Annotated in this window: 23 protein-coding genes; 8 read left to right on the top strand and 15 right to left on the bottom strand. The window is 36.4% G+C overall.

Annotation, left to right across the window (positions count from 1 at the left end):
* Positions 1–174 precede the first annotated feature (174 nt).
* Positions 175–408, top strand: a complete 234-nt coding sequence (locus tag ACTXGU_RS00980; protein WP_443479622.1) for a hypothetical protein — start codon at positions 175–177, stop codon at positions 406–408.
* Positions 409–455: 47 nt separating this feature from the next.
* On the opposite strand, the gene ACTXGU_RS00975 is transcribed toward ACTXGU_RS00980, so the two are convergent.
* The 3 genes from ACTXGU_RS00975 to ACTXGU_RS00965 form a co-directional block, all read right to left on the bottom strand.
* The gene (locus tag ACTXGU_RS00975; RefSeq protein ID WP_443479621.1) at positions 456–812 is read right to left on the bottom strand and encodes a hypothetical protein; all 357 of its coding nucleotides are present in this window, start codon (positions 810–812) and stop codon (positions 456–458) included.
* A 393-nt stretch (positions 813–1,205) separates the two neighbouring features.
* Complete coding sequence (gene cysE / locus ACTXGU_RS00970) at positions 1,206–1,691, bottom strand: serine O-acetyltransferase (protein ID WP_443479620.1); 486 nt, start codon at positions 1,689–1,691, stop codon at positions 1,206–1,208.
* A 68-nt stretch (positions 1,692–1,759) separates the two neighbouring features.
* Complete coding sequence (locus ACTXGU_RS00965; RefSeq protein ID WP_443479619.1) at positions 1,760–3,082, bottom strand: aspartate aminotransferase family protein; 1,323 nt, start codon at positions 3,080–3,082, stop codon at positions 1,760–1,762.
* A 129-nt stretch (positions 3,083–3,211) separates the two neighbouring features.
* Here ACTXGU_RS00965 and ACTXGU_RS00960 point away from each other — a divergent pair, with 129 nt between their 5' ends.
* Positions 3,212–4,123, top strand: a complete 912-nt coding sequence (locus ACTXGU_RS00960; RefSeq protein ID WP_443479618.1) for a LysR family transcriptional regulator — start codon at positions 3,212–3,214, stop codon at positions 4,121–4,123.
* A 214-nt stretch (positions 4,124–4,337) separates the two neighbouring features.
* Here the strand turns inward: ACTXGU_RS00960 and ACTXGU_RS00955 are convergent, their stop codons facing one another.
* Positions 4,338–4,901, bottom strand: a complete 564-nt coding sequence (locus ACTXGU_RS00955; RefSeq protein WP_443479617.1) for a TetR family transcriptional regulator — start codon at positions 4,899–4,901, stop codon at positions 4,338–4,340.
* A 108-nt stretch (positions 4,902–5,009) separates the two neighbouring features.
* On the opposite strand from ACTXGU_RS00955, the gene ACTXGU_RS00950 reads away from it, so the two are divergent.
* Positions 5,010–5,759: an SDR family oxidoreductase gene (locus tag ACTXGU_RS00950; RefSeq protein ID WP_443479616.1), complete on the top strand. Its 750-nt coding sequence runs from the start codon at positions 5,010–5,012 to the stop codon at positions 5,757–5,759.
* A 282-nt stretch (positions 5,760–6,041) separates the two neighbouring features.
* On the opposite strand, the gene ACTXGU_RS00945 is transcribed toward ACTXGU_RS00950, so the two are convergent.
* The 6 genes from ACTXGU_RS00945 to ACTXGU_RS00920 all read right to left on the bottom strand — a co-directional run bounded on the left by ACTXGU_RS00945 (position 6,042) and on the right by ACTXGU_RS00920 (position 15,135).
* The gene (locus ACTXGU_RS00945; RefSeq protein WP_443479615.1) at positions 6,042–7,151 is read right to left on the bottom strand and encodes an AbrB family transcriptional regulator; all 1,110 of its coding nucleotides are present in this window, start codon (positions 7,149–7,151) and stop codon (positions 6,042–6,044) included.
* 149 nt (positions 7,152–7,300) lie between these two features.
* Positions 7,301–8,059, bottom strand: coding sequence for a hypothetical protein (locus tag ACTXGU_RS00940; protein WP_443479614.1), 759 nt, complete (start codon positions 8,057–8,059; stop codon positions 7,301–7,303).
* Positions 8,060–8,335: 276 nt separating this feature from the next.
* A complete protein-coding gene (locus ACTXGU_RS00935; RefSeq protein ID WP_443479799.1) occupies positions 8,336–9,088 on the bottom strand; it encodes an AAA family ATPase in 753 nt (250 codons plus the stop codon).
* Between the two features lie 494 nt (positions 9,089–9,582).
* Entirely contained in the window at positions 9,583–12,009 is a 2,427-nt protein-coding gene (parC, locus tag ACTXGU_RS00930; protein ID WP_443479613.1) for a DNA topoisomerase IV subunit A, read from the bottom strand.
* Positions 12,006–13,985, bottom strand: a complete 1,980-nt coding sequence (gene parE, locus ACTXGU_RS00925) for a DNA topoisomerase IV subunit B (RefSeq protein WP_443479612.1) — start codon at positions 13,983–13,985, stop codon at positions 12,006–12,008. Before parE ends, parC begins: the two co-directional genes overlap by 4 nt.
* A 736-nt stretch (positions 13,986–14,721) precedes the next feature.
* On the bottom strand, positions 14,722–15,135 hold the full coding sequence (locus tag ACTXGU_RS00920) for a CoA-binding protein (protein WP_443479611.1): 414 nt from the start codon (positions 15,133–15,135) through the stop codon (positions 14,722–14,724).
* A gap of 574 nt (positions 15,136–15,709) precedes the next feature.
* Between ACTXGU_RS00920 and ACTXGU_RS00915 the strand changes: the two genes are divergently transcribed.
* Positions 15,710–17,074 carry a PepSY-associated TM helix domain-containing protein gene (locus tag ACTXGU_RS00915; RefSeq protein ID WP_443479610.1) on the top strand — a complete coding sequence of 455 codons (1,365 nt, stop codon included), beginning with the start codon at positions 15,710–15,712 and terminating at the stop codon, positions 17,072–17,074.
* Positions 17,067–17,537 carry a FixH family protein gene (locus tag ACTXGU_RS00910; protein ID WP_443479609.1) on the top strand — a complete coding sequence of 157 codons (471 nt, stop codon included), beginning with the start codon at positions 17,067–17,069 and terminating at the stop codon, positions 17,535–17,537. The genes ACTXGU_RS00915 and ACTXGU_RS00910 overlap by 8 nt, the downstream gene beginning before the upstream one ends.
* Positions 17,538–17,600: 63 nt before the next feature.
* On the opposite strand, the gene ACTXGU_RS00905 is transcribed toward ACTXGU_RS00910, so the two are convergent.
* The 3 genes from ACTXGU_RS00905 to ACTXGU_RS00895 all read right to left on the bottom strand — a co-directional run bounded on the left by ACTXGU_RS00905 (position 17,601) and on the right by ACTXGU_RS00895 (position 21,342).
* On the bottom strand, positions 17,601–19,313 hold the full coding sequence (locus ACTXGU_RS00905) for a glycosyl hydrolase family 18 protein (protein ID WP_443479608.1): 1,713 nt from the start codon (positions 19,311–19,313) through the stop codon (positions 17,601–17,603).
* A 130-nt stretch (positions 19,314–19,443) separates the two neighbouring features.
* Positions 19,444–20,775 carry a D-serine ammonia-lyase gene (locus ACTXGU_RS00900; protein WP_443479607.1) on the bottom strand — a complete coding sequence of 444 codons (1,332 nt, stop codon included), beginning with the start codon at positions 20,773–20,775 and terminating at the stop codon, positions 19,444–19,446.
* Between the two features lie 21 nt (positions 20,776–20,796).
* Entirely contained in the window at positions 20,797–21,342 is a 546-nt protein-coding gene (locus ACTXGU_RS00895; RefSeq protein ID WP_443479606.1) for a cupin domain-containing protein, read from the bottom strand.
* Positions 21,343–21,658: 316 nt separating this feature from the next.
* On the opposite strand from ACTXGU_RS00895, the gene ACTXGU_RS00890 reads away from it, so the two are divergent.
* Entirely contained in the window at positions 21,659–22,417 is a 759-nt protein-coding gene (locus tag ACTXGU_RS00890; protein WP_443479605.1) for a metallophosphoesterase family protein, read from the top strand.
* A gap of 349 nt (positions 22,418–22,766) precedes the next feature.
* On the opposite strand, the gene ACTXGU_RS00885 is transcribed toward ACTXGU_RS00890, so the two are convergent.
* Positions 22,767–23,120, bottom strand: a complete 354-nt coding sequence (locus tag ACTXGU_RS00885) for a YxiJ family protein (protein ID WP_443479604.1) — start codon at positions 23,118–23,120, stop codon at positions 22,767–22,769.
* A gap of 194 nt (positions 23,121–23,314) precedes the next feature.
* Between ACTXGU_RS00885 and ACTXGU_RS00880 the strand changes: the two genes are divergently transcribed.
* Positions 23,315–23,734, top strand: coding sequence for a DUF3888 domain-containing protein (locus ACTXGU_RS00880; protein ID WP_443479603.1), 420 nt, complete (start codon positions 23,315–23,317; stop codon positions 23,732–23,734).
* A 21-nt stretch (positions 23,735–23,755) separates the two neighbouring features.
* Here ACTXGU_RS00880 and ACTXGU_RS00875 read toward each other — a convergent pair whose 3' ends face one another.
* Complete coding sequence (locus ACTXGU_RS00875) at positions 23,756–25,249, bottom strand: aminotransferase class V-fold PLP-dependent enzyme (protein WP_443479602.1); 1,494 nt, start codon at positions 25,247–25,249, stop codon at positions 23,756–23,758.
* A gap of 140 nt (positions 25,250–25,389) precedes the next feature.
* Between ACTXGU_RS00875 and ACTXGU_RS00870 the strand changes: the two genes are divergently transcribed.
* Positions 25,390–26,340 (top strand): tyrosine-type recombinase/integrase, encoded by a 951-nt coding sequence (locus tag ACTXGU_RS00870; RefSeq protein ID WP_443479601.1) that lies wholly within the window; start codon positions 25,390–25,392, stop codon positions 26,338–26,340.
* Positions 26,341–26,356 lie beyond the last annotated feature (16 nt).

Raw genomic sequence — 26,356 nt, 5'->3', positions numbered from 1 at the left:
CCGAAAAAAATGTGTAAATATGCGATTAGCTTTATGTAGAGTGTATACGAATGAAAGATCCTTTCTTCTATCATTAAATTAATGATGTAAAATTCACTTAATACATCTAAAGCAAGAAAGATTGCTCTGTATCCTCTTTATGATCATTCTCTTAGTAATAACGGAAAAATTCGTATGCAACAATTGGAGGATGAATTATTTATTATATCAAATTCTCGTAAAAAAGATGTAAGACTCATAGTAAAGAATGCATATGTAAGAATAGATAACTTTAAAAATAGATTATTAGCTAAAAATATAAGTGGCGCTGGAGATGGAGACAATAACGAAGCTGAATTTTATGTGAGAGTCTACCAAGCGTATACTGATGACTATATACTGCTGAAGGATTTAATTGATAAAACATGAAGGGTGTCGTATTCTGACACCCTTTTAATATGAAATTTTTTTATTTCTTATTTCTCTGATCCAGCAGTGTGTTTATAATCTAACATTCTTATTTCAATATTCCCTTTTTCATTTTTGTTTGGTTCTACTCCAAAAGTGATAGTGTCTCTTCCTAATATTCCTTTTTTCTGTGGTGTAACATTAATTTTTACTACATAGGAATTGGGTAATTCATGCCCTTTCCCACTTTGCACCATTTCAATTACAGGAATATCCTTGCTATCATGACCATATTTAATAAAAATTGAATCAGAATTTGTGGAAATTTGATAAACCCTAATATTACCATCATTTCCTTTAAAATATTCATAACCAGCATTCTTTCTATTGTTATAAAAATTATTCGCTTTTTTGGAATATCCCATTTCTTCATATTTTGATAACCCAAAGTCTGGAGCATGTCTGTATGTATAATCAGCTAACGTTTTAATACTTCTCCAATTATATGGATTTTTAACCCTTGTATTTTACTTGCAGTACTTGTTGTAACATCTTTTCCATCTTTTGCTACAAATGATATAACTTGTTGTTCATATCCATGTGTTTGAGGATTATGAACTGATTTTAGTAGCTTCTTTCCTGGTTTTATGTTCTTAGCGCTAATACTTATTTGTCTAACAAGAACCCAGTTACCCTTTTCATTATATTTATTAACTATAAAATTTCCAGAAAGTGAATCGACAGTATCTACACCAATATTAGAAATATATAAATCCGTATCATCTCCATTAGCTAGTGGTGCAGTACTCTTCTAAAAGCTATTTCGGTGATATGATTCTTGCTGGATTGCCTACTGCTGTATGTTGAGCTGGAACATCCTTCAAAACAAGAGCCAAGGCTCCGATTTTTGCGCCTTCTCCTATTGTGATTGCTCCTAAAACTGCAGCTCCTGCGCCGATAAAGACACGATCTCCTATCTTCGGATGACGTCTTCCTGGCTTATTACTTACGCCTCCAAGTGTGACACCTTGATAAATAATAACATCGTCACCAATCTCAGCTGTTTCTCCGATAATAATCCCTGTTCCATGATCAATCAGTAGTCTTTTCCCAATGGTTGCTGCAGGATGAATTTCTACCCCTGTTAGCACACGAGCAAGCTGCGAAATCAACTGTGCAGCTAAATGATGATTCCTCGTCCACAATAGATGGGATAACCGGTAAAACCAAACTGCATGTAATCCAGAATATGTGAGAATCACCTGAGTGTTCGAGGTAACGGAAGGATCGTAGTCCCGAACCATTCTGACCTCCTCCCAAAAAGATGATTTCCTCTTGAACAGAAATGGTTTGTTGCTCATTTTCAGTAGTTTCATAACGTGTTCTCCACATCCGTAATGGCTTGATCAAGAATGGAAAGTCCTTCATCCAGCTCTTCGTAACTCACAGTGAGCGGTGGCGCTATTCGGAAAACCCCACCCATACCAGGCAAACAGACAATGTTCATATGGAGACCTAACTCAAGGCATCGTGCCGTAATTCGATCACCAATCTCTTCTGAGCGTTCTTTGCTAATCTTATCCTTTACAATCTCGATTCCTTGCAGCAGACCTCGCCCTCTAGCATCGCCGACGACTTCATGTGTTTGCACCATCTTTTTTAGTACTGCAGCTAGATATTCCCCTTTTTCTCGGACCTGTACAAGGAGACTCTCCTGTTCAATTACATTCATGACCGTGCACCCAACAGCTGCTACGAGTGGATCATTGACATGCGAAGTGTAAAATACAAAACCATTATCATGGGCTTTTTGCTCAATTTCTTCTGTTGTCACGAGAGCAGCAAGTGGTAGTCCTGCGCCAAGTGTTTTTGATAATGTCAAAATGTCTGGGGTTACACCGTCGTGCTGGAAACCGTACCAATGCCCTGTTCTACCAAAGCTTGTTTGCGCCTCATCAAAGATTAAGAGCATTCCTCGCTCCTGACATTTTTTCTTAAGTGCAGCTAAATATCCGGGCGGAGGAACAAGGATGCCACCACCAGATACAATTGGTTCTACGATGCACGCTGCCAAGCTACCCACAGATTGGGCATCGACCATTGCAAAACCATAATCTAGCTGTTTCTGCCAATCAAGATTCCCATTTTCATCCACGAAATCTGGCCGATAGTCATAAGGAGTGGGAATGGCCAACTGTCCGGGTGAGCCAGGTAATCCACTTTTTCGAGCAGAAGCATACGTTGCTCCTGCACTGGCTTCTGTTAACCCATGCCATGATCGGTTAAAGGAGACAATCTCGAACTTCCCTGTGACCAACTTTGCCATTCTTAATGCAGCTTCATTCGCTTCCGAACCAGTCGATAGAGGGATGACTTTGGATAGAGGAGCCGTTACTGTCTGGGCAATGTGTGTACATAGGTTAATGCTAGGTCTTGAAAGCATCCCACTGAACAGATGATCGAGTCGACCAGCGGCTTCACGTATAGTTGCCACCACATCAGGATGAGAATGGCCGATTGTCGAGGACATCTGACCCGATGTGAAGTCTAAGATTTTTCTTCCTTCTTCCGTGTATACATAGCTCCCCTCGGCACGGTCGATTATTTCTGGGATGAAGAATGGTGCACCATATCTTCCAACGTGTCGTTCCACGTCCCCCCAAGGATTCGTTCTTTTTTCATATGGATTCATCATTTTTCTTCCTCGCTTTCCTTCATAAATTTGCTCTTAATGTACTTAATGTTTATTATTAATTAATATTAAACACAAAACAATCAAGTTTTCCTTAACAATATGTTTAGTTATGCTGAAAGGAGGAATCAAATGCTCAACACTTGGCGATTACAATTACTTGTACAATTTGAAACATTAGGAACCATGCATCGTGTTGCCGAAGTCATGTATATTAGCACAGCAACTGTATCGCAACAGCTTAACCTTCTGGAGAAAGAAACCAATACAATTTTGTTTGAAAAAGTGGGACGAAGAGTTCAATTAACACATGCGGGGCGCGCTCTGGTGGAACAGGTTAAACCAGTGCTTAATCAGCTTGAATTGATTGAGAACTCTCTAAGTGACACTTCTGACGTCATTCAGGGGACTGTTCGGATTGCCTCCTTCTCAAGTGCTTTGCGTGCAATTGTTATTCCAGCTGTATCGAAATTGTCGAAAAGATTCCCTGAGCTTCAGATTAGGTTATCAGAAATGGAACCGGATGGGAGTCTTCCTGCGCTTGACTCCCATCAATTTGATCTAGCTGTTGTCGCTTATTTTGAAAAGCCTCATTCGCTCAAGCAAAACGATCGACGTCTCATCAAACTTGGAACAGACCGTCTGATGGTTCTAGTCGGTGATGAAAATCCACTGATAGACCACCCTCATGTCAGTATAGATGTGCTTATGGAGGAGAATTGGGTAATAGAGCCTGATGGTACCTACCTTTCAGAATACACAAAGAACCTGTGTCGAACTGCTGGGTTCCAACCAAATGTTATGAATATCTTTCAGAGCTATTCGTCCATACAGACAGTGGTTGCTCATAATCTTGCTATTGGCATTCTACCGAAACTAGCAGTAACAGAGCAGGTAGAAGGTGTTCATCTTCTAAACCTACAACCAGAATTGACACGCCATATTTACCTTGTTGCTCGCAGGTCTCAAACGACACTTCGTTCCATACAGATTGTTACCGAAGCGATCAATGAACAATCGAGACGTGTGTTCACTGATCATTAGTGGTGAATCGATGTGAAAAATAAAAATAGACAACTAACTTTGGTATGTGAAAAAAAACCAAAGTTAGTTGTCTATTTTATTACTAAAACGCTTCACTTATGGTACGGTTCACCGCGCTGTCTGTAACGGCAAGTTATAGGCCCTTGGCGATGTATAGCAGGAGGATATTACTATATCTAGCCGCACCATAAACACCATCCGCCAAATATCGCTGTTATTCCAATATCCCCGCTTCAATCAGCTTCCAGACCCCTTCAAATTCTCTTTTAATATCAATCAGTAACCACTTTTCTGCAAAGGCAGGTGCGGAAAACCAGGAGAATGCCAACAGAAGGGCATGTAAAAGCCCGTTGTCTTCGATTTTACTTGCCGCTTTTAAGCTTCCCACTAAATCTTCAATGTGTCGGGCCCATACAATTGGATTTCCATCAATATAGGTAGTATATAACTTGAACATTTCTGGCTCATGTAAATAAGATTGATATTTGGATTCGCTTAAACTCCATAGCCAGTCATGAACGATTTCCTTTGTAGATGAATAATTTTCAGTTTCAAAAGGAAAAAGTATTGCCAATTCATGATTAAGCCATGAACTTGCAAGAGCGGTCCATAGTTCTTCTTTTCCTGTGAAATACTTATAGATCGCCGCATGAGTCGTTCCTAGTTCATTTGCGACTTTTGAAAGATTAACTTTCTCCATGCCTTGTTCAGCCACCATTCGGTGAGCGGTTTCCAATATTAGTTCTCTGCTTAAACTTTTCATGCATTCATTATACATACAAACACTTCCAGTTACAACTATTGACTTTTGTAACTTAACAGTATATCTTAATATTATTACTTAGTTACAAAAATTAAAATTTGTAACTAGCAAAGGAGAATCTATATGGAGCTTAATAAAAATACAATTATCATCACAGGCGGTACCTCAGGTATTGGTCTTGCCTTTGCCAATGAATTGTTGAAACGTGGCAATAAAGTCATTGTTGTTGGTCGTAATCAAGAAACCATCGATAAAATAACAAAAGATAATAAAGGACTAGTCGGGCTTCAAGGTGACGTTTCAAATGCGGATTCTGTTCGCAAAATGGCAGCATTCATTAATGAAAACTATCCCGAGGCCAATATTTTAATCAACACAGCAGGCATCATGCGTCCATTTCAAATGCTAGATGAAAATGTTGATCTAGAGCAGGCAACTTCTGAAGTCGAAACGAATTTAAACGGGACCGTATGGATGACAAAAGCATTGCTTCCCCAATTCTCCAAACAAAGGGAAGCAATAATCGTAACCGTAAGCTCTGGTCTTTCCTATATTACTTCGCCCATTCATCCTGTGTATTCCGCAACAAAGGCAGGCGTGCATATGTTTACCGACGCACTTCGAATACAGCTAAAGAAATCGAATAAAAATATTCACGTAATGGAGCTTGTCCCACCCCTCGTTGCCGAAACCAATCTTCAACCGAACATGCAGAAAGGAGGTCCAAATATGAGTTTGAAGACTCTCGTTAAGCATGGAATCAAAGGTATGGAAAAAAACAAAAAACGTGTAGTACCTGGTTTTTCAAAATTTTTGCGTTTCGCTGGTAAATACTTCCCCGACTTCCTTCCCAATTTGATGGCGAAAGAATGAATGAGCCTTGAGTGCAAATAGATGCTGGAATACAGGATGGCATTGATGAATGATCAGCAAAATCCCAATAAATGTTAGCGGTTCGATACTCTGATTAAGTCTGCAGATACATCAAAGCATTTCGTGATAAGCCATTCAGCTATATATAGAATCCAATTAATTGAACAGACAATATATGTTCCTTTTGAAGCCCAACCTGCACCTGGATTAAAAACCTGTCCAATTTCCTAGACGACAAAAAAGGCAAAACCTGCCCTATTATTAGATTCAGGTTTTGCCTTTTTATTTACTGTTTTTTAAAACTAGCATCCGCATTTCTTCTTTTTTATCCAATAGGTGAAATGTCCATTTCATTAGTGGTGGGACACAAAATAAGATAAATAATAATCGAAATAATTGATAGGTTGTAATGATTGTCAATTCCTCATTCACTGCTTGCCCTAATACTGCCATTTCCGCAATACCACCTGGTGCTAATCCGATAAATGCAGTAATGATGCTAATATTATCATCCAAATTAATTAAGATAATGCTTAGCAATAAGGAAAAAGCAACTAATAGTAGTGATGAAACAATGGCAACAGTCGAAAATACCGCTTTATTTTCAATGGTTCCTAATTTCACTCGTAATCCTAAATCGATACCGATTAAAATTTGCGAAATACTGATGATGCTGACAGGTACTGTTGGCACATGAATACCTCCTAATACAAGTGCAGCTATCACCACCATCGGTCCAATTAAAAACGGGGTTGGAAACTTACATTTTTCTACAACTTTTGCAGCAATAAATGCAAAAAGTAGATAAAGAAGAATCGTCCAATGAAACGGATTTGCTTGCTGAACAATCACACCCCCTGCATGTTCCTTACCATGCAGCAGCGGACTATAAACAAGAAAGGGCACAAGCATAACAACGGAAATAATCCTTGTTACTTGTATAATTGTCACCACTGCAAGATCGACGCCTTTTAATTCTGCACATAATGCTGTCATTTGTGTTAGTCCCCCAGGAATACTTCCTGTAATTGTAGACTTATAATTCGTACGCGTAATTTTTGTTGTGATAAATGCAAGAATAATACTAAAAGCGATCATAGCAACAGTCATTGCTATCATGGATGGTAAGTGGCTGGCCATTTCGTTAAACGTGTCTTTAGTAAAAGTGATTCCAATCGAGTAGCCAATGGAAATTAACCCTATATTTCGAAAAGAAAACGGTAGTTTCGGATATTGTTTTGTTACTTTGCAAAAAATAACCGTCGCAATCATTGGGCCAAGCAGCCAGGTTAACGGTAAATTACAGACATAAAAGATCAATCCGCCTATACAGGCAGAAAAGCTAAGTTTTAATAATGACATCACAATATTCCCTTCTAGCCTAACGTCCATCGAGTACCTCCATTATACTACTAATTAAAAAGGAATAAAGGTATTATCAGCAAAAATAGGCGGTGTCTGAGAAAAACATGATAAAAAAATGCAAAAGAAGATGCCCTATCAAAAACGGCTCTCCTTTTGCACATTCAAACCCCATTATTCTAATGACTTTTTTTGCTTACTTCTGTCACTTTTATTTTTTCTAGCTTCCAATCCTCCTTATTTCTTGTCCAAATCGTTTCCATATAAGCAATGGTATCTGTTTCGTCTATACCGCTTATTACTTGTGTTCCTTTAAATGCTGGTTTTTGATGATAACGTATGGCAAGAAATGAAGAATATGGCTGCACAATTAACTCTGACGGTTCATTTAATTGCCCCTTACGATAAACACCTAATTGATCATAATGGCCTTTTCGCTTAAATAAATTAAAAGAATACGTTTTCATCCCTTCAATCGTTAATTCTGCTTTATAATCTGCTTTAAATTGACTAGTTATGCTTGGCAATTCAGGAATTATTATTTCTGTTAATGCGTTAGATGAGAAAGTATATAAATAAAAATTAGGTTTATTTCCTTTTTTATCTGTAAATATTTTAATAAATATCGCAGGATGTTTCTCTCGATCCATATTCACAATTTGCAGAGATGGATTATATCCTCCCTCTAATTGAACATGCTTCTTCACACCATTCGTATCCTGAACTTCTAATATGACCTCTTTGTATAAATCCTTTTCCTCTTCGATGGAAATACCCATTAAATGAATCGTTTCCTCTTTTCCATCATGAAGAAAATCAACCTTATTTGTTGAAATCGTCGTTGCTGTTTCCTCTTTTTCTAAAGCATATGCACCTGTAATCGCACTTAACGATAAGAAAAAGAAAGCAGTAAAAGCAAATAGCAGTTCTTTTTTCATACCATCCCTCCATCGTTCAACATAAAATTATGTTGTCCATTTATGGAAAAAACATGTAAGACAGGAAAAAGAAAAAATCGACAGGAAATAGCTAACAAGTGAGGGACGTTTAACAACCGATTTTCAAAAGATTGTAACTTGGAATAAAGTTTGATCCAATTAATACTAATAACTTTGATAAACGAACAAGAGAAAGAGCGTGTTTTGAAAAAAGATCGATCAAAACACGCTCTTAATATATTCAATTGAATAAATAACTCGTACTAGCACCGTCCTTTATTGGAAAAGATGGTGCAGTAACCGATCTTTATCAGCAAAAAACTGTTTCATAATCGAATAATGATTTGTGTCTTCCAATGTTGATTCACTCATTCCGTCTTCTGTAAGCTGAATAATTTTAGCATTTGGGTAAGCCATAATAATCGGTGAATGGGTTGAAATGATAAACTGAGACCCTTGATTAACAAGCTCATTGATTCTAGCAAGCATCGACATTTGTCTTAATGGTGACAAGGCTGCTTCTGGCTCATCTAAGATATATAAACCATTACCTTGAAAACGTTCGATAAACGCTGCAAAAAAAGATTCCCCATGAGATTGTTCGTGCAGTGATTTTCCTCCATAGGAATCGATAATCTTACGGCCAAACGATGATTCCTTATCTAAATCCTCTATATTGGTTGCTACATTATAAAAAGTTTCAGCTCTAAAGAAAAAATAATCCTCCGCCCTATTTACTCCCTTTACTAATCGGAAGTATTCGTCTAAATTCGAGTGGGATTCATAACTAGAAAAATTAAAGTTTAACGTGCCTCCTTCTGGATTAAATCCTAAAGCAATAGCAATACCCTCAAGTAAAGTTGATTTTCCCATTCCGTTTTCACCAATTATATAAGTAACACTAGGATGAAATATTAATTCTTGGAAATTCCGAATGACTGGAAGATTAAGCGGAAAATGATCATAAGATGAAATATGATCTCTTTTAAGATAGACAGCCCTAATGTATTGAGAATCTTGATTTAACATGACCAATTAAATAATCACCTCGTTTTGAAGATAATACTAATTAACTATTATTATTTAAAACCATTTTAGGTGAATATTAAGGTTTCTTCTACAATAATCCACCGTACTTCAAATAAGAGCTTAATCAAAAGAAAATATAAAAATTAAAAAGTTAATATATCCAATTTGTCACTCATTATTGATAAGGATAAATATTGGCTTAAACATATGATAATAATTATACTATTTTTGTCATAAAAACTAAACGCAGCTCCGCCCCTTATCCACAAAAAGAGCACTTACTTTTCCGTAAGTACTCTAAGAGTGCAGACAAAGTGATTTTTGCAGACACTGCAGGCTGATCGAAAACGTTTGTCTTTCGAGGCGTGAAGCCTTGGGAGGAGCGGAGTTACCGTGGTTGGGTAATGAGCATCCGAGTAAGGCGAACAACGAAGAAAGCGAGCGTTTGTCGACAGCCTGAGAGCACTTACTTTTCCGTAAGTACTCTTTATTATCTATTCCTGTTTTCTCTCAGACCACATTTCCAATACTTTTCCTGCATCTGTTTCGTCAATGACAAAGGATCCATTGGAGTATCGGTCATTAAAGCGGATTGATTCTACGTCTACTTCTTCAACCATTCCTTTTTCTGTTTCAAATGACACTTTATCCTGTTTCGTAACAATTGCCATGCCTACGACTCTATGAGGATTTGATTTTAACTCTCTTAACATAATAAATCCTCGTTTTGCTCGACCAGATGATTCAAATTCAGAAAGCTTCATTTTTTTGATCGAGCCTCGTTGTGTTAAGATGACAACACTTTCTTCGTTTGGATTCGTTATTAATTTACCAGCAGTAACAAAGTCATCTGCTTTTAAGTTAATGCCTTTTACACCTGCCGCTCTTGCACCAACAATATTGACTTCTTCTTCATGGAAGCGTAAAGAGTAGCCGAAATGAGTGGAAAGCAGCACTTCAAACGTTCCATCCGTTACAAACACATCGACTACCTCATCATCACCTTTTAAATTAATCGCGACCAATGGTTTAGAGTATCTTTGTGCTTTATAGTTAACTAATTCGCTTTTCTTTGCCATACCATTTTTCGTAAAGAAAAGAAGATAATGTGCTGGATTAAATTCTTTTATTGGCATTGCTTGAATAATATATTCGTCACGGTCAATAGGAATAATATTTGAAATATGCTGTCCTAAATCTTTCCAACGAATGTCTGGAAGTAAATGAACTGGACAATATAAGTAGTTTCCTTTGTTTGTAAATAACAACAGAACATCTGTCGTATTTACATCTATTTTCCGTAAAATTCTGTCGCTGTCTTTCATGCCGAAGTCCTGGCCATTACTAGCAGCAAAAGATCGTTGACTCGTCCGTTTTACATACCCTTCTTTCGTAACCGTCACAATGACATCTTCACTTGCAACCAATACTTCAAGATTGATTTTTATTTCTTCAATTTCTGCTTGAATAACCGTTCTTCTTTCTGTTGCAAATCTTTTTTTCACGTCTTTTAATTCTTTTTTTATGACCGATACTAGTTTCTTTTCACTAGCTAAAATAGATGACCATTCTTCAATTTTTTTTGCCAGCTCTTCTGCTTCTGCTTGCAGTGCCGTAATATCCGTATTCGTTAAACGATACAGCTGCAATGATACAATCGCTTCCGCTTGCGGCTCCGTAAATTGAAAAGCCTCCATTAAATTGTTTTTCGCATCTCGTTTATCTTTTGATGCTCGGATCGTTGCGATTACTTCATCTAAAATCGATAAAGCTTTCATTAATCCAGCCACAATATGTTCCCTGTCTTTTGCTTTTTGCAAATCATATTGAGTCCGTCTTGTCACCACTTCTTTTTGGTGTTCAATATAAGCATCTAATAATTCTAAAATACCCATTAATTTCGGTCTTTTATTATGAATGGCTACCATATTAAAACTATACGTAATTTGTAAATCCGTATTTTTATATAAATAATGCAAGATCCCATTAGCATCTGCATCTTTTTTTAATTCCACCACAATACGTAAACCTGTTCGATCCGTTTCATCTCGAACTTCTGCGATGCCTTCTACTTTGCGGTCGAGACGTAGTTCATCAATTTTTTTTACTAAGTTGCTTTTATTTATTTCATACGGTATTTCGGTTAACACGATCTGCTGTTTTCCGCCGCGAATTTCTTCCATCTCTGTTTTCCCGCGGACAATCACTTTTCCTTTACCCGTTTCATAGGCTTTTTTTATTCCATCAATCCCTTGAATAATTCCGCCTGTCGGAAAGTCTGGACCTTTAATATGCTTCATCATATCTTCAACGGTACAGTTTGGATGATCCATTCTTTCGATTACCCCATCAATGACTTCTCCTAAATGATGTGGAGGAATATCCGTTGCATACCCGGCTGAAATACCGGTTGATCCATTTACTAACAGATTCGGAAATTTCGCAGGCAAAACGGTTGGTTCACTGGAGGTATCATCAAAGTTTGGAATAAACTCCACCGTTCTTTTTTCAATATCTTTTAACAGTTCTGCTGAAATGGCAGAAAGTCTAGCTTCCGTATAACGCATTGCAGCAGGCGGGTCCCCGTCAATGCTGCCGTTATTTCCATGCATCTGAATAAGCACATTTCTTACTTTCCATTCTTGACTCATCCGCACCATGGCATCATATACGGAGGAATCTCCATGTGGATGATAGTTGCCAATAACGTTTCCTACTGTTTTTGCAGATTTGCGGAAATTTTTATCATGTGTATTGCCTTCTTCATGCATTGCATAAAGGATGCGGCGCTGTACTGGCTTTAACCCATCTCTAGCATCAGGCAGCGCCCGCTCTTGAATAATATATTTACTATAACGTCCAAAACGGTCGCCGAGAACGTCTTCTAAAGGCAAATCACGAAATTGTTCTGCTGAACTCATGATGAACTTTCCTCCTCTGCCACGACAATATGTTCATTTTCTAAAATATTGCTTTCTTCTTCTAAACCGAAAGCAACATTAGATTCAATCCATTTTCTTCTTGGTTCTACTTTATCGCCCATTAAGGTCGTGATACGGCGTTCTGCTCGGGCAATATCATCGATTTTTACTCTTATCAACGTTCTTGTTTCCGGATTCATCGTCGTTTCCCAAAGCTGGTCTGCATTCATCTCGCCCAAACCTTTATACCTTTGCAAAATATAGCCTTTGCCGACTTTTTTGATGGCATCCTGCAGATCGTCATCACTCCATGAGTATTCAATCACTTCTTTTTTCCCTGAACCTTTGCTTACTTTATATAAAGGCGGCAAGGCAATATACACTTTTCCAGCTTCTAAAAGGGGCTTCATATATCGGTAAAAAAAGGTTAACAAAAGTACTTGTATATGAGCGCCATCAGTATCTGCATCTGTCATAATAATGATTTTATCGTAATTCGAATCACCCACATTAAAATCAGCGCCAACTCCAGCACCTATTGCATGAATGATCGTATTGATTTCCTCATTTTTAAAAATATCAGCTAGTTTTGCTTTTTCGGTATTAATGACTTTCCCGCGAAGAGGCAGCACTGCTTGGAAACGTCTATCTCTTCCTTGTTTGGCTGAACCGCCAGCAGAATCCCCTTCGACTAAATAAAGCTCATTTTTCATTGGATTTCTCGATTGTGCAGGGGTTAACTTTCCGGAAAGAACCGCTTCTGCCCGTTTTCTTTTTTTACCGCTTCTTGCTTCTTCGCGAGCTTTTCTTGCTGCTTCTCTTGCTTGAAAAGCCTTTATCGCTTTTTTAATTAGAAGAGAGCTTGTTTCTGGATTTTCTTCCAAAAAATAAGCAAGATGTTCTGATACAACCGCATCAACAGCAGATCGAGCCTCGCTTGTCCCTAATTTACCTTTTGTTTGGCCTTCAAATTGAAGCAAATCTTCTGGTACACGAACAGAAATAATAGCAGCAAGCCCTTCTCTAATATCCGAACCATCTAGATTTTTATCTTTTTCTTTTAAAAGATTCACTTTTCTCGCGTATTCATTTAACATTCTCGTCATCGCAGTTTTGGAGCCAGCTTCATGTGTCCCACCGTCTTTAGTGCGGACATTGTTGACAAATGATAATACATTTTCGGAATAGCCATCATTAAACTGAAAGGCAAACTCGACTTCAATTCCATTGCTTTCTCCTTCAAAGCTTACTACCGGATGAAGTGTATCCTTTTCTTCGTTTAAATATTCAACAAAAGCTTCAATGCCATTTTCATAATGGAAGACAGCTTGCTGACCGTGTCTTTCATCGACTAATTCTATTTTTAACCCTTTTAATAAAAACGCAGATTCTCTTAAACGTTCACAAAGCGTTTCATAATTATACGTAGTTGTCGAAAAGATCGTTTTATCTGGTTTAAAATGAATCGTTGTTCCAGTTTGGTTTGTCTTGCCTGTTTTCTCTAACGTCATAACAGGTTTTCCACCATCTTCAAAACGTTGTTCGTAAACAAATCCAGCTCGTCTAATCTTGACGATAACCCATTCTGACAATGCATTCACAACGGATGCACCAACACCATGCAAGCCTCCGCTCGTTTTATAACCGCCTTGTCCAAACTTTCCGCCGGCATGAAGCACAGTAAAAATGACTTCTGGTGTTGGCTTTCCAGTTTTATGCATTCCAGTAGGCATTCCCCTGCCTTTATCTTGAACACTTATACTATTATCACGATGAATTTTCACGATGATTGCATCGCCGAAGCCAGCTAATGCTTCATCCACCGCGTTATCAACTATTTCATATACTAAATGATGCAATCCTCTTGAATCCGTACTTCCAATATACATACCAGGGCGTTTTCTTACAGCTTCCAGCCCTTCTAACACTTGTATGGCATCATCATTATAATCAAATGTTTGTTGATTTTTTGCCACAGACATACCCCTTTCACTTTCCAAAACGACATGTTTACTTTTTATATAAAACATGTCGAACAATTGTTTATGTATTCGTCTAATAACTTCATTTTCCTTTTAATTTTCTATATTTTTTCGAAAAGCCATTATTCCAAAGTCAGATAGTTGTCTAGCTCCAGTGTCTAGCCCTTGTGAAAAATAACCATTTTCCTTTAGGGCTGAACAAGACGCTTCCGCTTTTCTTACTAGACGAGAAGAAAAGAAGGTCATGAATAACCTTCTCTTTTACCTTACATACACTTTAAGCTTTCCAAATGGCAACTAACTCATCGTTATTAAGGTCTATATATGATACATTAAGAACAAACGTTCTGCATGTAGTATTATACCACTTTTTTTAGTAAACGACGACATCTTTGACATTTTTCATTCGAATGAAGTAAAAAAATGCATCAAGTAAACTAAATAATATACGAAGAGAATAAAAAGAAAAAGGAATTTTTTTTCACTGTTTTTAAAAAACACCAATATTATGTTAACACAGAATATGTCCAAATAAAAAGGGAGCCCTTTATGACGCTGTTCAAAACGTCCGGAAACCTAAACCTGTGAATCGTCTTCGTGACTTTCGTCCATATTGTAATAAAAATAATCTCCTATGTATTGAAAAACTTAACTACTCACAAAATCAGAAAAAAAGCGGAATATCAGGATGCAAATTCAGTCATCCCATTCCACTTTTTATAAGAAATTTTTAACGCATGAAGGCATGTTCCACTTTAATGCAACGATCCATAATTACCGTGTAGCCTTTATTTTTTAAGGAATGAAAGGTTTCTTCGTGGATGATGCCTAATTGTGCCCAAAATACATCTGCATCGATTTTTTCAAATTCTTCTGCTACTTTTGGAAGATGTTCTGGTCTTCTAAATATATTGACAATATCAACATGTCCTTTTATATCGGATAAACGAGCTACTGCTTTTACTCCAAACACTTCATCAACTGTTGGATTAACAGGAATAATTTCATAGCCAGCATTTTTCATTGCATTTGCTACCATATAAGAAGTTTTCTCTGGATTATTGCTTAATCCAACAACCGCGATTCTTTTTGCTTTTTTTAAGATTTCACCAATTTCTTCTCGACTTGGATTTTCAATCGCCATGATGCATCTCTCCTTTTTTTTTTGAATTTCCTTCACTCAGAATAAAAACCAACAAGAAAGCGGTTTCTATCCTTTGAATAAAAATTCAATTTTTTTGCTCTGTTAAACTTGACTGTTGATTTCCTCTCCAGGCGTTCGCTTTCCGCGGGCGGTCCGGGAGCCTCCTCGGCGCTGTGCGCCTGTGGGGTCTCCCTCTGACTCGCTTTTCCCGCAGGAGTCTCACACCTTCCGCTCCAATCAACAAAGTGTCAATATCAACAATGAGCTTTAGCACAGCTTTTTTTTTAAAGAATACTACGTCATATAATTGAATTTTATCCTATTATCTCCTATTTGTGAAATTTATCCACTTCCTTTTTGAAAACTAAAATTGTGACGAAAATGTGACCATTAACAATTCCCAACATTTTTTATCAAAAAATGATTGAATCTTTTCTACTAATCTTATAGTGTAAATACTGTTATTAACTACACAGCTTATCAAAACGAATCAAGAATCTGAATTTACAGAAGCTGTCGCTATAGATTTATCAAAAAATGCACCATAACTGCTGCAAGAAGGAGTAATGATGTAATGGAAGCTATCAAGAGAGAATCAATAAATCAACATCAACAAAACTCTCTATACAACATTGTATGGAGATGGCATTTTTATGCTGGCATTATTTTTGCCCCATTTCTTATTATTTTATCGATAACTGGTTCTATTTATTTGTTTAAACCACAAATCGAACAAGTCCTTTATAAAGAGTACTATGAAGTGACAGCAAATGGAGAAAAAGTCCCAGCATCCGAACAATTGAATACGGTAAAAAAACAATATCCTGATGCTTTGATTACAAAGTATCATCCAGGAGAAAATAGCACCCGCTCTAGTGAAGTAACGATTTCGATGAACAATGAAACATATACCGTTTTTATGAACCCTTACACCGGGGAATCGATTGGAAAATTAAATAATAAAGACAGAATCATGGACAAAATTGAAGAAATTCACGGCGAACTAATGGCTGGTACAATCGGAGACAGAATCGTCGAATTAGCTGCTTGTTGGGCTGTAGTACTTATTGTTACTGGGCTTTATTTATGGTTTCCTAAAAAAAACTTCAAAATTTCCGGCATTCTTATTCCAAGGCTTCATAAAGGGAAAAAAATTCTAACAAGAGATTTACACGCAGTCCCTGCCTTTTGGTTAACCGCTGGAATGCTTTTTTTAATTATGACAGGTTTGCCTTGGTCAGGTTTCTGGGGAACAAATTTTCAACAAATCGCTACCAATACAGGTAAAGGCTACCCTCCTTCCATTTGGGTAGGCAGTGCTCCAACCTCAAAAATTCAAACAAAGGATATTGCAGAGGTACCATGGGCAGCAGAAACTTTAGGCGTTCCTACTTCAAAAGTACAAGGTTTTGTTCCATTATCAATAGATGATGTTGTGATGATAGCGGACCGTGAAGGAATTCACCCAAGTTATACCGTTTTTATTCCGAGTACAAAAGACGGTGTTTATACGTTGTCCGCATTTCCTCCAAAAGCACAAGATGAAGCAACGATGCATATTGACCAATATTCAGGAGCAGTACTTGCTGATTATCGTTATGAAAACTATGGAGTGATTGGAAAAATCGTTGCACTGGGAATTACATTGCATAAAGGATGGCAATTTGGTCTCCTTAACCAATTGGCAAGTCTGATGATTTGCTTAGGAATTATCTTTGTTGTTTGCAGCGGGTTCTACTTATGGCTAAAACGAAAACCAAATAAAGCCATCGGGGCACCAAAAGCTCCAAGTATGTGGAAACAGAAAAACTTTCTTATTCTGATGGCAGTACTTGCAATCTTGTTCCCGCTTGTCGGTTTATCGCTTTTAGTGGTCGGACTGATGGATTGGCTTATTATTCGACGAATACCGAGAGTGAGGAAGTTGATGAATGAATAAATGGATTTTGTTTATGATCGTTTGTTTAATTAGTATAGTATTAAGTGCTTGCTCACTAAAACAAGATATTGAAAAAAGCTACAAAAAAGAATCACCTCTTGATGCAAACATATTGATCCCAGAATCTTTTGCAGTAAACAAACAAACAACTATTAAAATTATGATTACACAAGCCGGAAAAAAAGTCGAACATGCAGAGTATGTTCAAGTAGAAATATGGAAACAAGACGGATCTTTTCGAAGTAAAAAAGAATCAGTAATGGAAGAAGGTAATGGTCTGTATAGTTTGAAAAAGAAGTTTGATCGTGAAGGACTACACTTTATTAAAGTATCAGCTAGTAACGGCGGTTCGATCATAATGCCTACAAAACAATTTATTGTCGGCAAACTGACGGAAAGTGATAAGAAATTTCTGCAAAAAGATGCTCCAAAACAAAATGAACACGAGCATCATCACCATTAATAGAAAGTTCTAAAGAATAAAGCAGGAAAGTCCGGTTAATAAAAGTAACCGGACTTTCCTGCTTTATTTTTTCTCAGCATCCCCCAGCGCCAATGAAGTCCACGCTTCTTCACTAGCAAAATAACGAGACCAGCTTGCTACTCCTGCTAGCTTATACTTATCGACCAGTTTTGCTCGTTTCGACAAGGATAGTTCGTCTTCCAGCCAAATTTTGTACGTTGATTTCGTTTTTTTATCGTAATATTCTGCGTAATTTTGTCCGGTTGTTTCATCATAGGTTGGTGTTACCTTATATTTTTTCAGCCATTCTTCTACTTTCTCCATCGATAAGCTTTGAGAAGAGATTTCTCCATTGGCTTTTTCTTCCCAAAGTCTTGCGTAAAGAGGGACTCCTAACACAAGCTTTTTATTCGGTACTTCCTTCAATAAATTTTCAAGGTTTGCTTCTACCCATGGAAAACTGGCCACACTTCCTGCGGTAGGAGAGCTTGCCCAATGTTCATCATAGGCCATTACTACCAAATAATCGACAATATCAGAAAGATGTCCTCTTTCATAAAAGGCAGAATAATTTCCTCCTGCAATAAAAGTAATATCCATTGATACCGTTAACCCAGCTTCATGTAAATAGGGGGTCAATTCCCGTACAAACTGGGTGACATATTTGCCGTCTTCTTTATTTACATTTTCGATATCAATATTTATTCCGTCTAGATGATACATTTTACTGTAAACTAACAGCTGACGAATGACTTTTTGTCTTTTTTGATAGTCTTTTAATACTTGATGTGTTTTGTCAGGATCAAAGTCATTAGAAAATAAACCCCAAACTTGATAGTTATGCTTATGAGCCCATTTTACATATGCTGCTGATCCTAAGTTGCTGACATTCCCGTTATTTCCGGACAGTTTAAACCAAGTGGGTGATACCACATTAACCCCTTCCATTTTTTCCAACTTAGAAGTATCTGGATTCTTTGTATAAACCGCTTCCCATGTTAACTGAATAGGTCCATCCACTTTAGATAATTTTGGTTTACGCTCTTCTCTTTTCACTTGAACTGTTTCTGTTTTTCCTAGCTGAATGATGTCTTTTTTCACGAAGCCAGCGACGCCATTCTTTTTTCTGACATAGTAAAAATCTCCGTCTTCTTTTTCCATCGTAACCGTCTCATTATTCGTAATTTCTTCTGTATAAGGAGATAAAAGACTTGCCTCTGATCGCAGCTTCATATATTTTTCATTGACTTTTTTGCCAGTCACAGCAGCCTCTGTTTTTTCTGCTCCATTTTGCTCTAACAGTACTGCTTGACCATCATTCAAAACAGAATATTGAATGGGATAAAAATTTACTAAAGGTTCAAGCGCGACATATACTTCCCCATTTTTGTCTTTAATCGGCGGAAACTGCAAATCTACTGCTTTATTATTCACAAAGTAAGAAACAGTCTTAGAAGGAAACTGAACCACTTTATTTTTTGTAGTCACAATCACTGAGTTGCTGTTGGTGTCATATGTAATGGTGTCATCAATATTTTGTTGCCAAACAGATAATGGTACATAGACGTTTTTCTTTATGACCATTGCATTGCCGATTTGTTTTCCATTTAGAAGAATAGGGTTTTCACCAGTAAAATAATTCGTTTTCTCCTTGCTCGCAAAAGGATACAATAATAATAGAATGCTAGACATTATCATAAATATTCCAATGCAGAATCCAACAATTATTCGTCTCTTTTTATTGTTTTTATGTGCTTGAAATTGTATTTCTGCCATCTTTTCCTCCTTAGCGTAATTCTGTAGGTGTTTTTTCTCCCTTATAGAAGACGAATCGATTGCATGAATAGTTTCTTATTAACATAAAAAAGAACCAAGAATTTTTTTCTGATGGTTCTTTTTCTACTATTTATGAGGATAGTGTTTCTCCGATTTTTATTTGTTTTTTACGGATTTCTTCTGGAACAAGGCTGCCGCCTGTTCCCCAGAATATATGGGTTGCCTTATTCATTTTATGCGTAAGGTTATATTTCTCTATATAGCTATTGCCTGTATTACTATTAAGTGCAATTGGTCCATAAAATGCTGCCAAGGCAGAAGGCTCTAAGTATTGCTGCTCTGTATGATATAAAGCAGCCACCAATCGAAAAAGCGAAGAATCGGAAACAGTATAACATCCATTTATGAGCGTACCAATATGTCCTGCTACAAAATTAGAAGCTTTCCCAACTGCTAATCCATCTGCTTCCGTTTGATTGTCTATGCCTAAATCTTGCACAGAAATATCCTCCATACCGGTATATAATCTAGTCAACATGGCTGGAGAATGGGTTGGTTCTGCAAAAAAGCAATGAACATGTTCGCCAAAAATTTTTTTTAATCCATAAGTAATGCCGCCAGGCGCACCGCCAACTCCACATGGCAAATATACAAACAGCGGATGCTGTTCATCTACTTTTATCTGTTTTTCTTCCAGTTGTTGTTGCAGTCGATACGCACCAACTGCATACCCTTCAAATAAATGCTCGGAATTTTCATCGTCAATAAAATAGCTGGAAGGATTATTTTCAGTTTCTTTTCTTCCTTGTTCCACTGCTACACTATAGTCTTCCTCATGCTCTATTACTGTTGCACCAATTTCCCGCAGTTTTTGTTTTTTCCATTGTTTTGCATCTTTTGACATATGTACAACGACTTGAAAACCTAATTTTCTGCTAATAATGCCAATGCTTAACCCTAAATTCCCAGTTGAACCGACGATAATCGTATATTTTTGAAAAAGTGATTGCATCTCGGAAGAAAGAAGTGTTGTATAACATTGTCCTTTTTGTGATTTTCCAGCTTGTTCTGCTATGCTTTCAGCAAATTTCAGAACTTCATATATTCCTCCTCTTGCTTTAACCGATCCTGATATAGGGAGAGCGTGGTCACATTTTAAATACCATTTTCCAGGAAACAGCGTATTCTTGCTTTTTTCCATATATTGTTTCATGTTCGGTACTTCTAGAAGGGAAGATTCTATCAAGCCATGATTTGGTTTCGTTTCAGGAAATAATGTACTTATTACAGGAGCAAAACGCTCCAATCTACTAATAGCTCCCTTTATATCCACTTTCTTAATGGCCGTAACAGAATTTCCTTTACACGCATCCTCATTAATCCAAAATACTTCGTCATATTCTTTTATATTATTTACTAGCGGAAATGATCTCTGTAATGAGGTGATAAATTCAAACGACATGTTTTCTCCTCCTTTCCTTTTTCATGAAAATGTAGGTGGCGTCACTACCCAAATACTGATGCATTCCGTTTTCCCATTATTTTTATAATAGTGAGGAATACTCGCATCGTAATAAATGCTATCTCCTTCTTCCAGCTCATATGTTTCGTTACCAATTTGATAAAACATGCTTCCCTTTATAACAAAACCAAATTCTTCTCCTTTATGGGAATGAGGTTCTGTTCCAGAAGCTGCACCTGGCTTTAATGTTACAAGCACTGCTCCCATTTCTTTATTTCCAGATGGAGATAAAAGCTCATAAAAGGTTGATTGGTCATTTGCTTTCATGATGGTGACACGCTCATCTTTACGAACAACTCTGGAATTCTCTTGCTGATCCTGAAAAAATTCTACAAGTGTAGTAGATAATGCTTGAACAATCTTTCGTAAGTTTTCAATGGTCGGGCTGTTTAAATTTCGTTCCACATTACTAATATACCCGTTAGACAGACCTGTTTTTAATGCAACATCTGCAATCGTTAACCGTTTTTGTTTTCGTATGTCTTTTATTTTTTCACCTAAATTCATTCACCTGGTTCCTTTCATTTTCCTTTCCAACTTACAAGATTTTATAATTATATATTATTAATCTTTCATATTGTGAAGAGATATTTTTTCATTATACTAAAAATTCTTTCATTTACATACATATTCCTTCTTATCTAAAAAATCACCTTTCAAAAATGTTAAAATTTTCAACTAACTGTGGTAGTATGCATATAACAACGCTAAATGAGTTATTAAGGGGTTGCTATAGAAGAAATCCGTATCTTCCCATTATTTGATTTGGAAGGAAAACGCTACGAACATTTAGATAAATTAATAAGTAAGGGGGTTCATAAAAATGAAAATTGCTACGCTCTATGATATTCATGGTAACTTTCCAGCGCTAAAAGCAGTTCTTGATGAACTTGAAACAATACAGCCAGATTTGATTATAATTGGAGGTGACATAGTCTCAGGACCGATGCCTGTTCAAACACTGGATTGTCTACTGAATTTACGTAAAAGAATAAAAGTTAAATTTATTAGTGGAAATGGTGATAGAGAAGTTGTCGAAGCATCAATAGGATTAAGGTTGCTCCAATTATCAGAACAAGGTCGTAAAACCCAACAGTGGGTAGCTGATGAATTAACTGATAAGCATCTTGAATTTCTTTCGAGCTTGCAAAGCATTACGGAGATTCATATGGAAAATCTCGGTGATCTTTTATTCTGTCATGCGACACCAGAAAGTGATGCAGATATTTTTACTCCCCTGTCCTCAAAAGAACGGCTTGAAACACTCTTCGCTCATGTTGAGCAACCAATTGTTGTGTGTGGGCATACTCATATACAATTCAAGATAGAACTCGGGAAAACGAGTATCATTAACTCAGGAAGTGTTGGGATGCCCTTTGCGAAGCGACCAGGTGCATATTGGCTACTTATTAATTCAGATGGGATTGAATTTAAACAAACGCAATATGACTTTGAAAGAGCAGCAAGAGATATAAGAATGAGTAACTATCCAACTGCTGAAGATTTTATTAAAAATAATTTTCTTCACATTCCAAATGAGGAAGAATCAATGGTATTACTAGAAAAAATGTCAAAAAAATAAATTAAAATGAGAAAAATATCTATTGAAAAAATAGTTCAAATGACCAAAAATAACGGTTCATTATAAACTACGATTTTTTATATTTATTAAACAACTCTATTTTAAAATAGGATAAAATTACAACGTAAGAATGCGGCTTCATGGTTTCAAAGTTAAACAACCTTATTAGAACTTATCAACGATCGAAGAAATAAACGTACTATCGCATTTTATATTATACGAATAATTAAAATAACCAAACCAAAAGAGAAAGCTGTTTTCATTTTCGCTTCCTCTTTTGGTTTTTCATTTTTTTATTTATCTTTTCTAAAAGATCAAAGAGTTCCATATAAATACCAAGTTAGGAAGTTTACTTAATTTCTAGTAATAATTTTCTCATCTTTTCATGAGCATTTAATTCTCTTGCAAAATCAGGGTACTTTTGTAAATGTTCCTTTAAATTTTGATACTCGGGAAACAATGTAAAAAAGTCTTTATTTAGCAATTTTCGTTGATTACGAGGTATTCTTTTGTTGCTAAGCACATAATCTAGACTTCCACAAATGAGGGAACAATAACTATCAAAATCCCCAGTAAAATAGTGTTCTTCACTATCTTTAATGATATCTTCTTCTATTTTATTTATATCTTCGGTAGGGAAATCATTTTCTAACAATTTTTCTACTTGTTTAAGCTTTATTAATAATTCCGTGTCTATTTTCATATATTGAGAGATTCACCTCTTTTCATTGTGTGAAAAAGTTGCTATTTTTTATCTTATATCCCTTTTTCCCTGTCATTAAGGTGTGAGGCTTTCGTAAGTGATTATTTGATCGATAGAATGCCCCTGCCATACATGAAATGTAAACCTACAGGGGAATATAATAGTAATAACATTAAAGGAGTTTTTTAAAGGAAATGAGAAAAACAATTCTCGCTTTTATGCTGGTTATAACGATTATTACTACCTTTCAAATTAAAGCAGAAGCAATATCAAAACCAACTCAAGATTCTGAACAACTTAGACTACAAGATATGCTTTTGAATTTACTAACTCCATATATAAGAGAAGATCTAGATAAGTTTTATCCTCCAAATATTTTAAAAAAGTTTTCGCCTGAAGTTGAACCCTGGAAAATAGAAGTTATTCAAACCAAAAGAATTAACGGTTTTCGTGGCTTAATATTGGAAATTACATTTGAAATAGAACCTTCAACGGCACATCATGTTTCTATTGGCAGGGACCGAATGACTTATCGAATTTCTTATGGGCCTACGGTGAACTTAATAAATTACACCCACCTAAAGACATATAATTTGCTTCCAGATCTACAATAAATATACTTTATCAAAAACAGGTCAAATTACCATATCAAAAGTAGAATACTGTGATCCATTAGAACTATATTCATTTCTACTATAGTCAAATAAATAATCACTGCTCCACTCATCTTTAAAATACATAATTTTTTTAATAGCTGAAGTGATCTTATATATCTCTTCATTGCTCATCGTTGGGTGCAAAGATAAACGAATCCAGCCTGGTTTATGAATAAAATTGCCTTCCTTTACTTCTTCGCTGATTTGTTTAGACTGCTTTTTATCGAGATTTAATAAATAATGTCCATATGGTCCAGCACAAGAACATCCGCCGCGAACTTGGATGCCAAACCGGTCATTTAAAAGTCTAACCATTAAATCATAATGCATGTCTTTACATATAAAAGAAATGATGCCAAGACGATCCTTATTTTCACCATCTAAAATCGATATTCCTTCGATTTTATGAAGCTCTGTTAACGTTAACTCTACAAGCTCTTTTTCTCGCTCTTCTATGTTTTTTATTCCCATTTTATCTTTTAATTTTATCGATAAAGCTGTCTTAATCGCCTGTAAAAATCCAGGTGTTCCTCCATCCTCTCGCTCTTCTACGTCTTTTTTATAAACAATATCTCCCCATTGGTTTGTAAAATCAACCGTTCCTCCCCCTGGCAAATCTGGTATTTCAGACTTTATTAACGTCTTATTCAAAATAAGAACTCCACTTGTACCAGGGCCGCCTAAAAATTTGTGTGGGGAAAAATAGATAGCATCTAATTGGTCTTCCGGATTTTGTGGGTGCATATTGATTTCCACATACGGTGCAGAAGCGGAAAAATCAACAAAGCAAACGCCACCGTATTGATGCATCATTGCTGCTAGTGCATAATAATCCGTTTTTCTTCCCGTCACATTTGAGCATGCTGTGAATGCACCTATTTTTTTATCCCGGTGTTTATTTGCTTCAAGCATTTCCCGTAAATGTGTTAAATCGACATCTCCAGTAGATGTCGGGCGAATCATCTTAACCTCAGCAATCGTTTCAACCCATGAAAGAAAATTAGAATGATGCTCCATATGTGTGACAAACACAATCGGTTTTTTTTTATCAAGCATAGCAATGTTATGTTCAGGATTACCTTGTTTTTTCAACCCTAATATTCTCTGTAATTTATTCACAACCGCTGTCATGCCAAATCCAGCAAAAAGGATAACATCCTCTTTATTTGCATGTACATGTTCCTTAATAATCGTTTTCGCTTCTTTATAAGCTTTCGTCATATACGTTCCGGTTATATTAGATTCTGTATGTGTATTTGCCACATATGGTCCTAATTCAGATACCATCTTTTCTTCAATTTTATGATATAAACGACCACTAGCCGTCCAATCGGCATATAAAAGCTGTTGTGTTCCATTTGCGGTTAAAAATGTATATTGATCGCCAATAATATTTTCTTTTATTGGCTGAAAATATGTTTCTAACGGACTTTTGAAAAAGTATGTGGATTTACCAACTTTTGCTGTTATCAATCTGAAAATCCCCCTTCTCCCTTACATATTAACGTATGATAAAATAAGAAAGAGGGTAACCATTAATTACTTTTTCAAACGGAAAGATCTAAAACCACTTTTATTAGTGAAGAAAGTTTTTGCAGAAGGAGCTGGAGCAAGTGATTATAACCTTACCAGATTATATATATGTTTTTATGGAAGATTTACAGCTTGCGGGTCGTTCCAAGCTTACATTAAAACAATACGAATCAGATATAAAAAAGTTTTTTGTATGGATGGATAAACATAAAGAAAATACCGAGTTTGACACATTTAAAGCGCTGCGTGCAGAGGATATTCGTTCTTATTTTCTGCATCTACATCATCTTCAATTGTCACAAGCAACGATTCGGCGATTAGCTTCGGTACTAAGTCGCCTAATGAAATTTCATCAATGTATCGCAGCTGAAGAAATACATAAACTTGCTGCTGCCTCTCCTTTACGTGCATTAAATGATAAAGACTTTATCACGGATAAAGAATTTACACAATTAATGAAAAGAATGAAAACGAAAGACAGCGAACAACAAAAAAAGTCAGCCAGAAATTATTTATTGAACAGAAATATTGCGATCGTATTACTTATTCGCACTTACGGTTTAACACCCACAGAAATCCATTCCCTTACGATGAAGCATATTAATTTTGCACAAAAGGAATTAATGGTACAAACGAATGAACAGAGAAGAACGTTTCAGCTGCAAGAAAGCATGATGAACTATTTAAGAGACTATTTTTTTTCTATACCGCCTTTATTCCGACCAAAGTATAATTCAAAGGATCCTTTGTTTGTTGCATTTAATAATATTTCCTTATCTTTTCAGTATGATTATGATAGACAACGACCAAAGGATTTGTCAGTCCGTGCAATACAGGAAATGATAAAAGATGAAGTAAGGCTTGCTAATTTGCGAAAAATTTCTGCTGTTACGCTGCGCAACACGAGCATCCTTGATTTTTTACAATTAGGCTACCTGGATGATGTACTAATGGAGCGATTTGCGCTTACAAGTGAAGCATCGTTAAGACGGTATAAACAATATTTGGAGAATATAAGTGAAAATAATTAAATTGGAAAGATGCCAG

Origin of the sequence: Niallia sp. 01092 (assembly GCF_052318935.1) — a bacterium.
Lineage (GTDB): Bacteria > Bacillota > Bacilli > Bacillales > Cytobacillaceae > Niallia.
Note: the sequence above shows the minus strand (reverse complement) of the source record. Positions and strands in the feature narration are given on the sequence as shown.

Coding starts and splice junctions, on each gene's coding strand:
- ACTXGU_RS00980 (WP_443479622.1), top strand. CDS start 175: ATGCAACAATTGGAGGATGAATTATTTATTATATCAAATTCTCGTAAA.
- ACTXGU_RS00975 (WP_443479621.1), bottom strand. CDS start 812: ATGGGATATTCCAAAAAAGCGAATAATTTTTATAACAATAGAAAGAAT.
- cysE (WP_443479620.1), bottom strand. CDS start 1,691: ATGGTTCGGGACTACGATCCTTCCGTTACCTCGAACACTCAGGTGATT.
- ACTXGU_RS00965 (WP_443479619.1), bottom strand. CDS start 3,082: ATGATGAATCCATATGAAAAAAGAACGAATCCTTGGGGGGACGTGGAA.
- ACTXGU_RS00960 (WP_443479618.1), top strand. CDS start 3,212: ATGCTCAACACTTGGCGATTACAATTACTTGTACAATTTGAAACATTA.
- ACTXGU_RS00955 (WP_443479617.1), bottom strand. CDS start 4,901: ATGTATAATGAATGCATGAAAAGTTTAAGCAGAGAACTAATATTGGAA.
- ACTXGU_RS00950 (WP_443479616.1), top strand. CDS start 5,010: ATGGAGCTTAATAAAAATACAATTATCATCACAGGCGGTACCTCAGGT.
- ACTXGU_RS00945 (WP_443479615.1), bottom strand. CDS start 7,151: ATGGACGTTAGGCTAGAAGGGAATATTGTGATGTCATTATTAAAACTT.
- ACTXGU_RS00940 (WP_443479614.1), bottom strand. CDS start 8,059: ATGAAAAAAGAACTGCTATTTGCTTTTACTGCTTTCTTTTTCTTATCG.
- ACTXGU_RS00935 (WP_443479799.1), bottom strand. CDS start 9,088: ATGTTAAATCAAGATTCTCAATACATTAGGGCTGTCTATCTTAAAAGA.
- parC (WP_443479613.1), bottom strand. CDS start 12,009: ATGAGTTCAGCAGAACAATTTCGTGATTTGCCTTTAGAAGACGTTCTC.
- ACTXGU_RS00920 (WP_443479611.1), bottom strand. CDS start 15,135: ATGGCGATTGAAAATCCAAGTCGAGAAGAAATTGGTGAAATCTTAAAA.
- ACTXGU_RS00915 (WP_443479610.1), top strand. CDS start 15,710: ATGGAAGCTATCAAGAGAGAATCAATAAATCAACATCAACAAAACTCT.
- ACTXGU_RS00910 (WP_443479609.1), top strand. CDS start 17,067: ATGAATAAATGGATTTTGTTTATGATCGTTTGTTTAATTAGTATAGTA.
- ACTXGU_RS00905 (WP_443479608.1), bottom strand. CDS start 19,313: ATGGCAGAAATACAATTTCAAGCACATAAAAACAATAAAAAGAGACGA.
- ACTXGU_RS00900 (WP_443479607.1), bottom strand. CDS start 20,775: ATGTCGTTTGAATTTATCACCTCATTACAGAGATCATTTCCGCTAGTA.
- ACTXGU_RS00895 (WP_443479606.1), bottom strand. CDS start 21,342: ATGAATTTAGGTGAAAAAATAAAAGACATACGAAAACAAAAACGGTTA.
- ACTXGU_RS00890 (WP_443479605.1), top strand. CDS start 21,659: ATGAAAATTGCTACGCTCTATGATATTCATGGTAACTTTCCAGCGCTA.
- ACTXGU_RS00885 (WP_443479604.1), bottom strand. CDS start 23,120: ATGAAAATAGACACGGAATTATTAATAAAGCTTAAACAAGTAGAAAAA.
- ACTXGU_RS00880 (WP_443479603.1), top strand. CDS start 23,315: ATGAGAAAAACAATTCTCGCTTTTATGCTGGTTATAACGATTATTACT.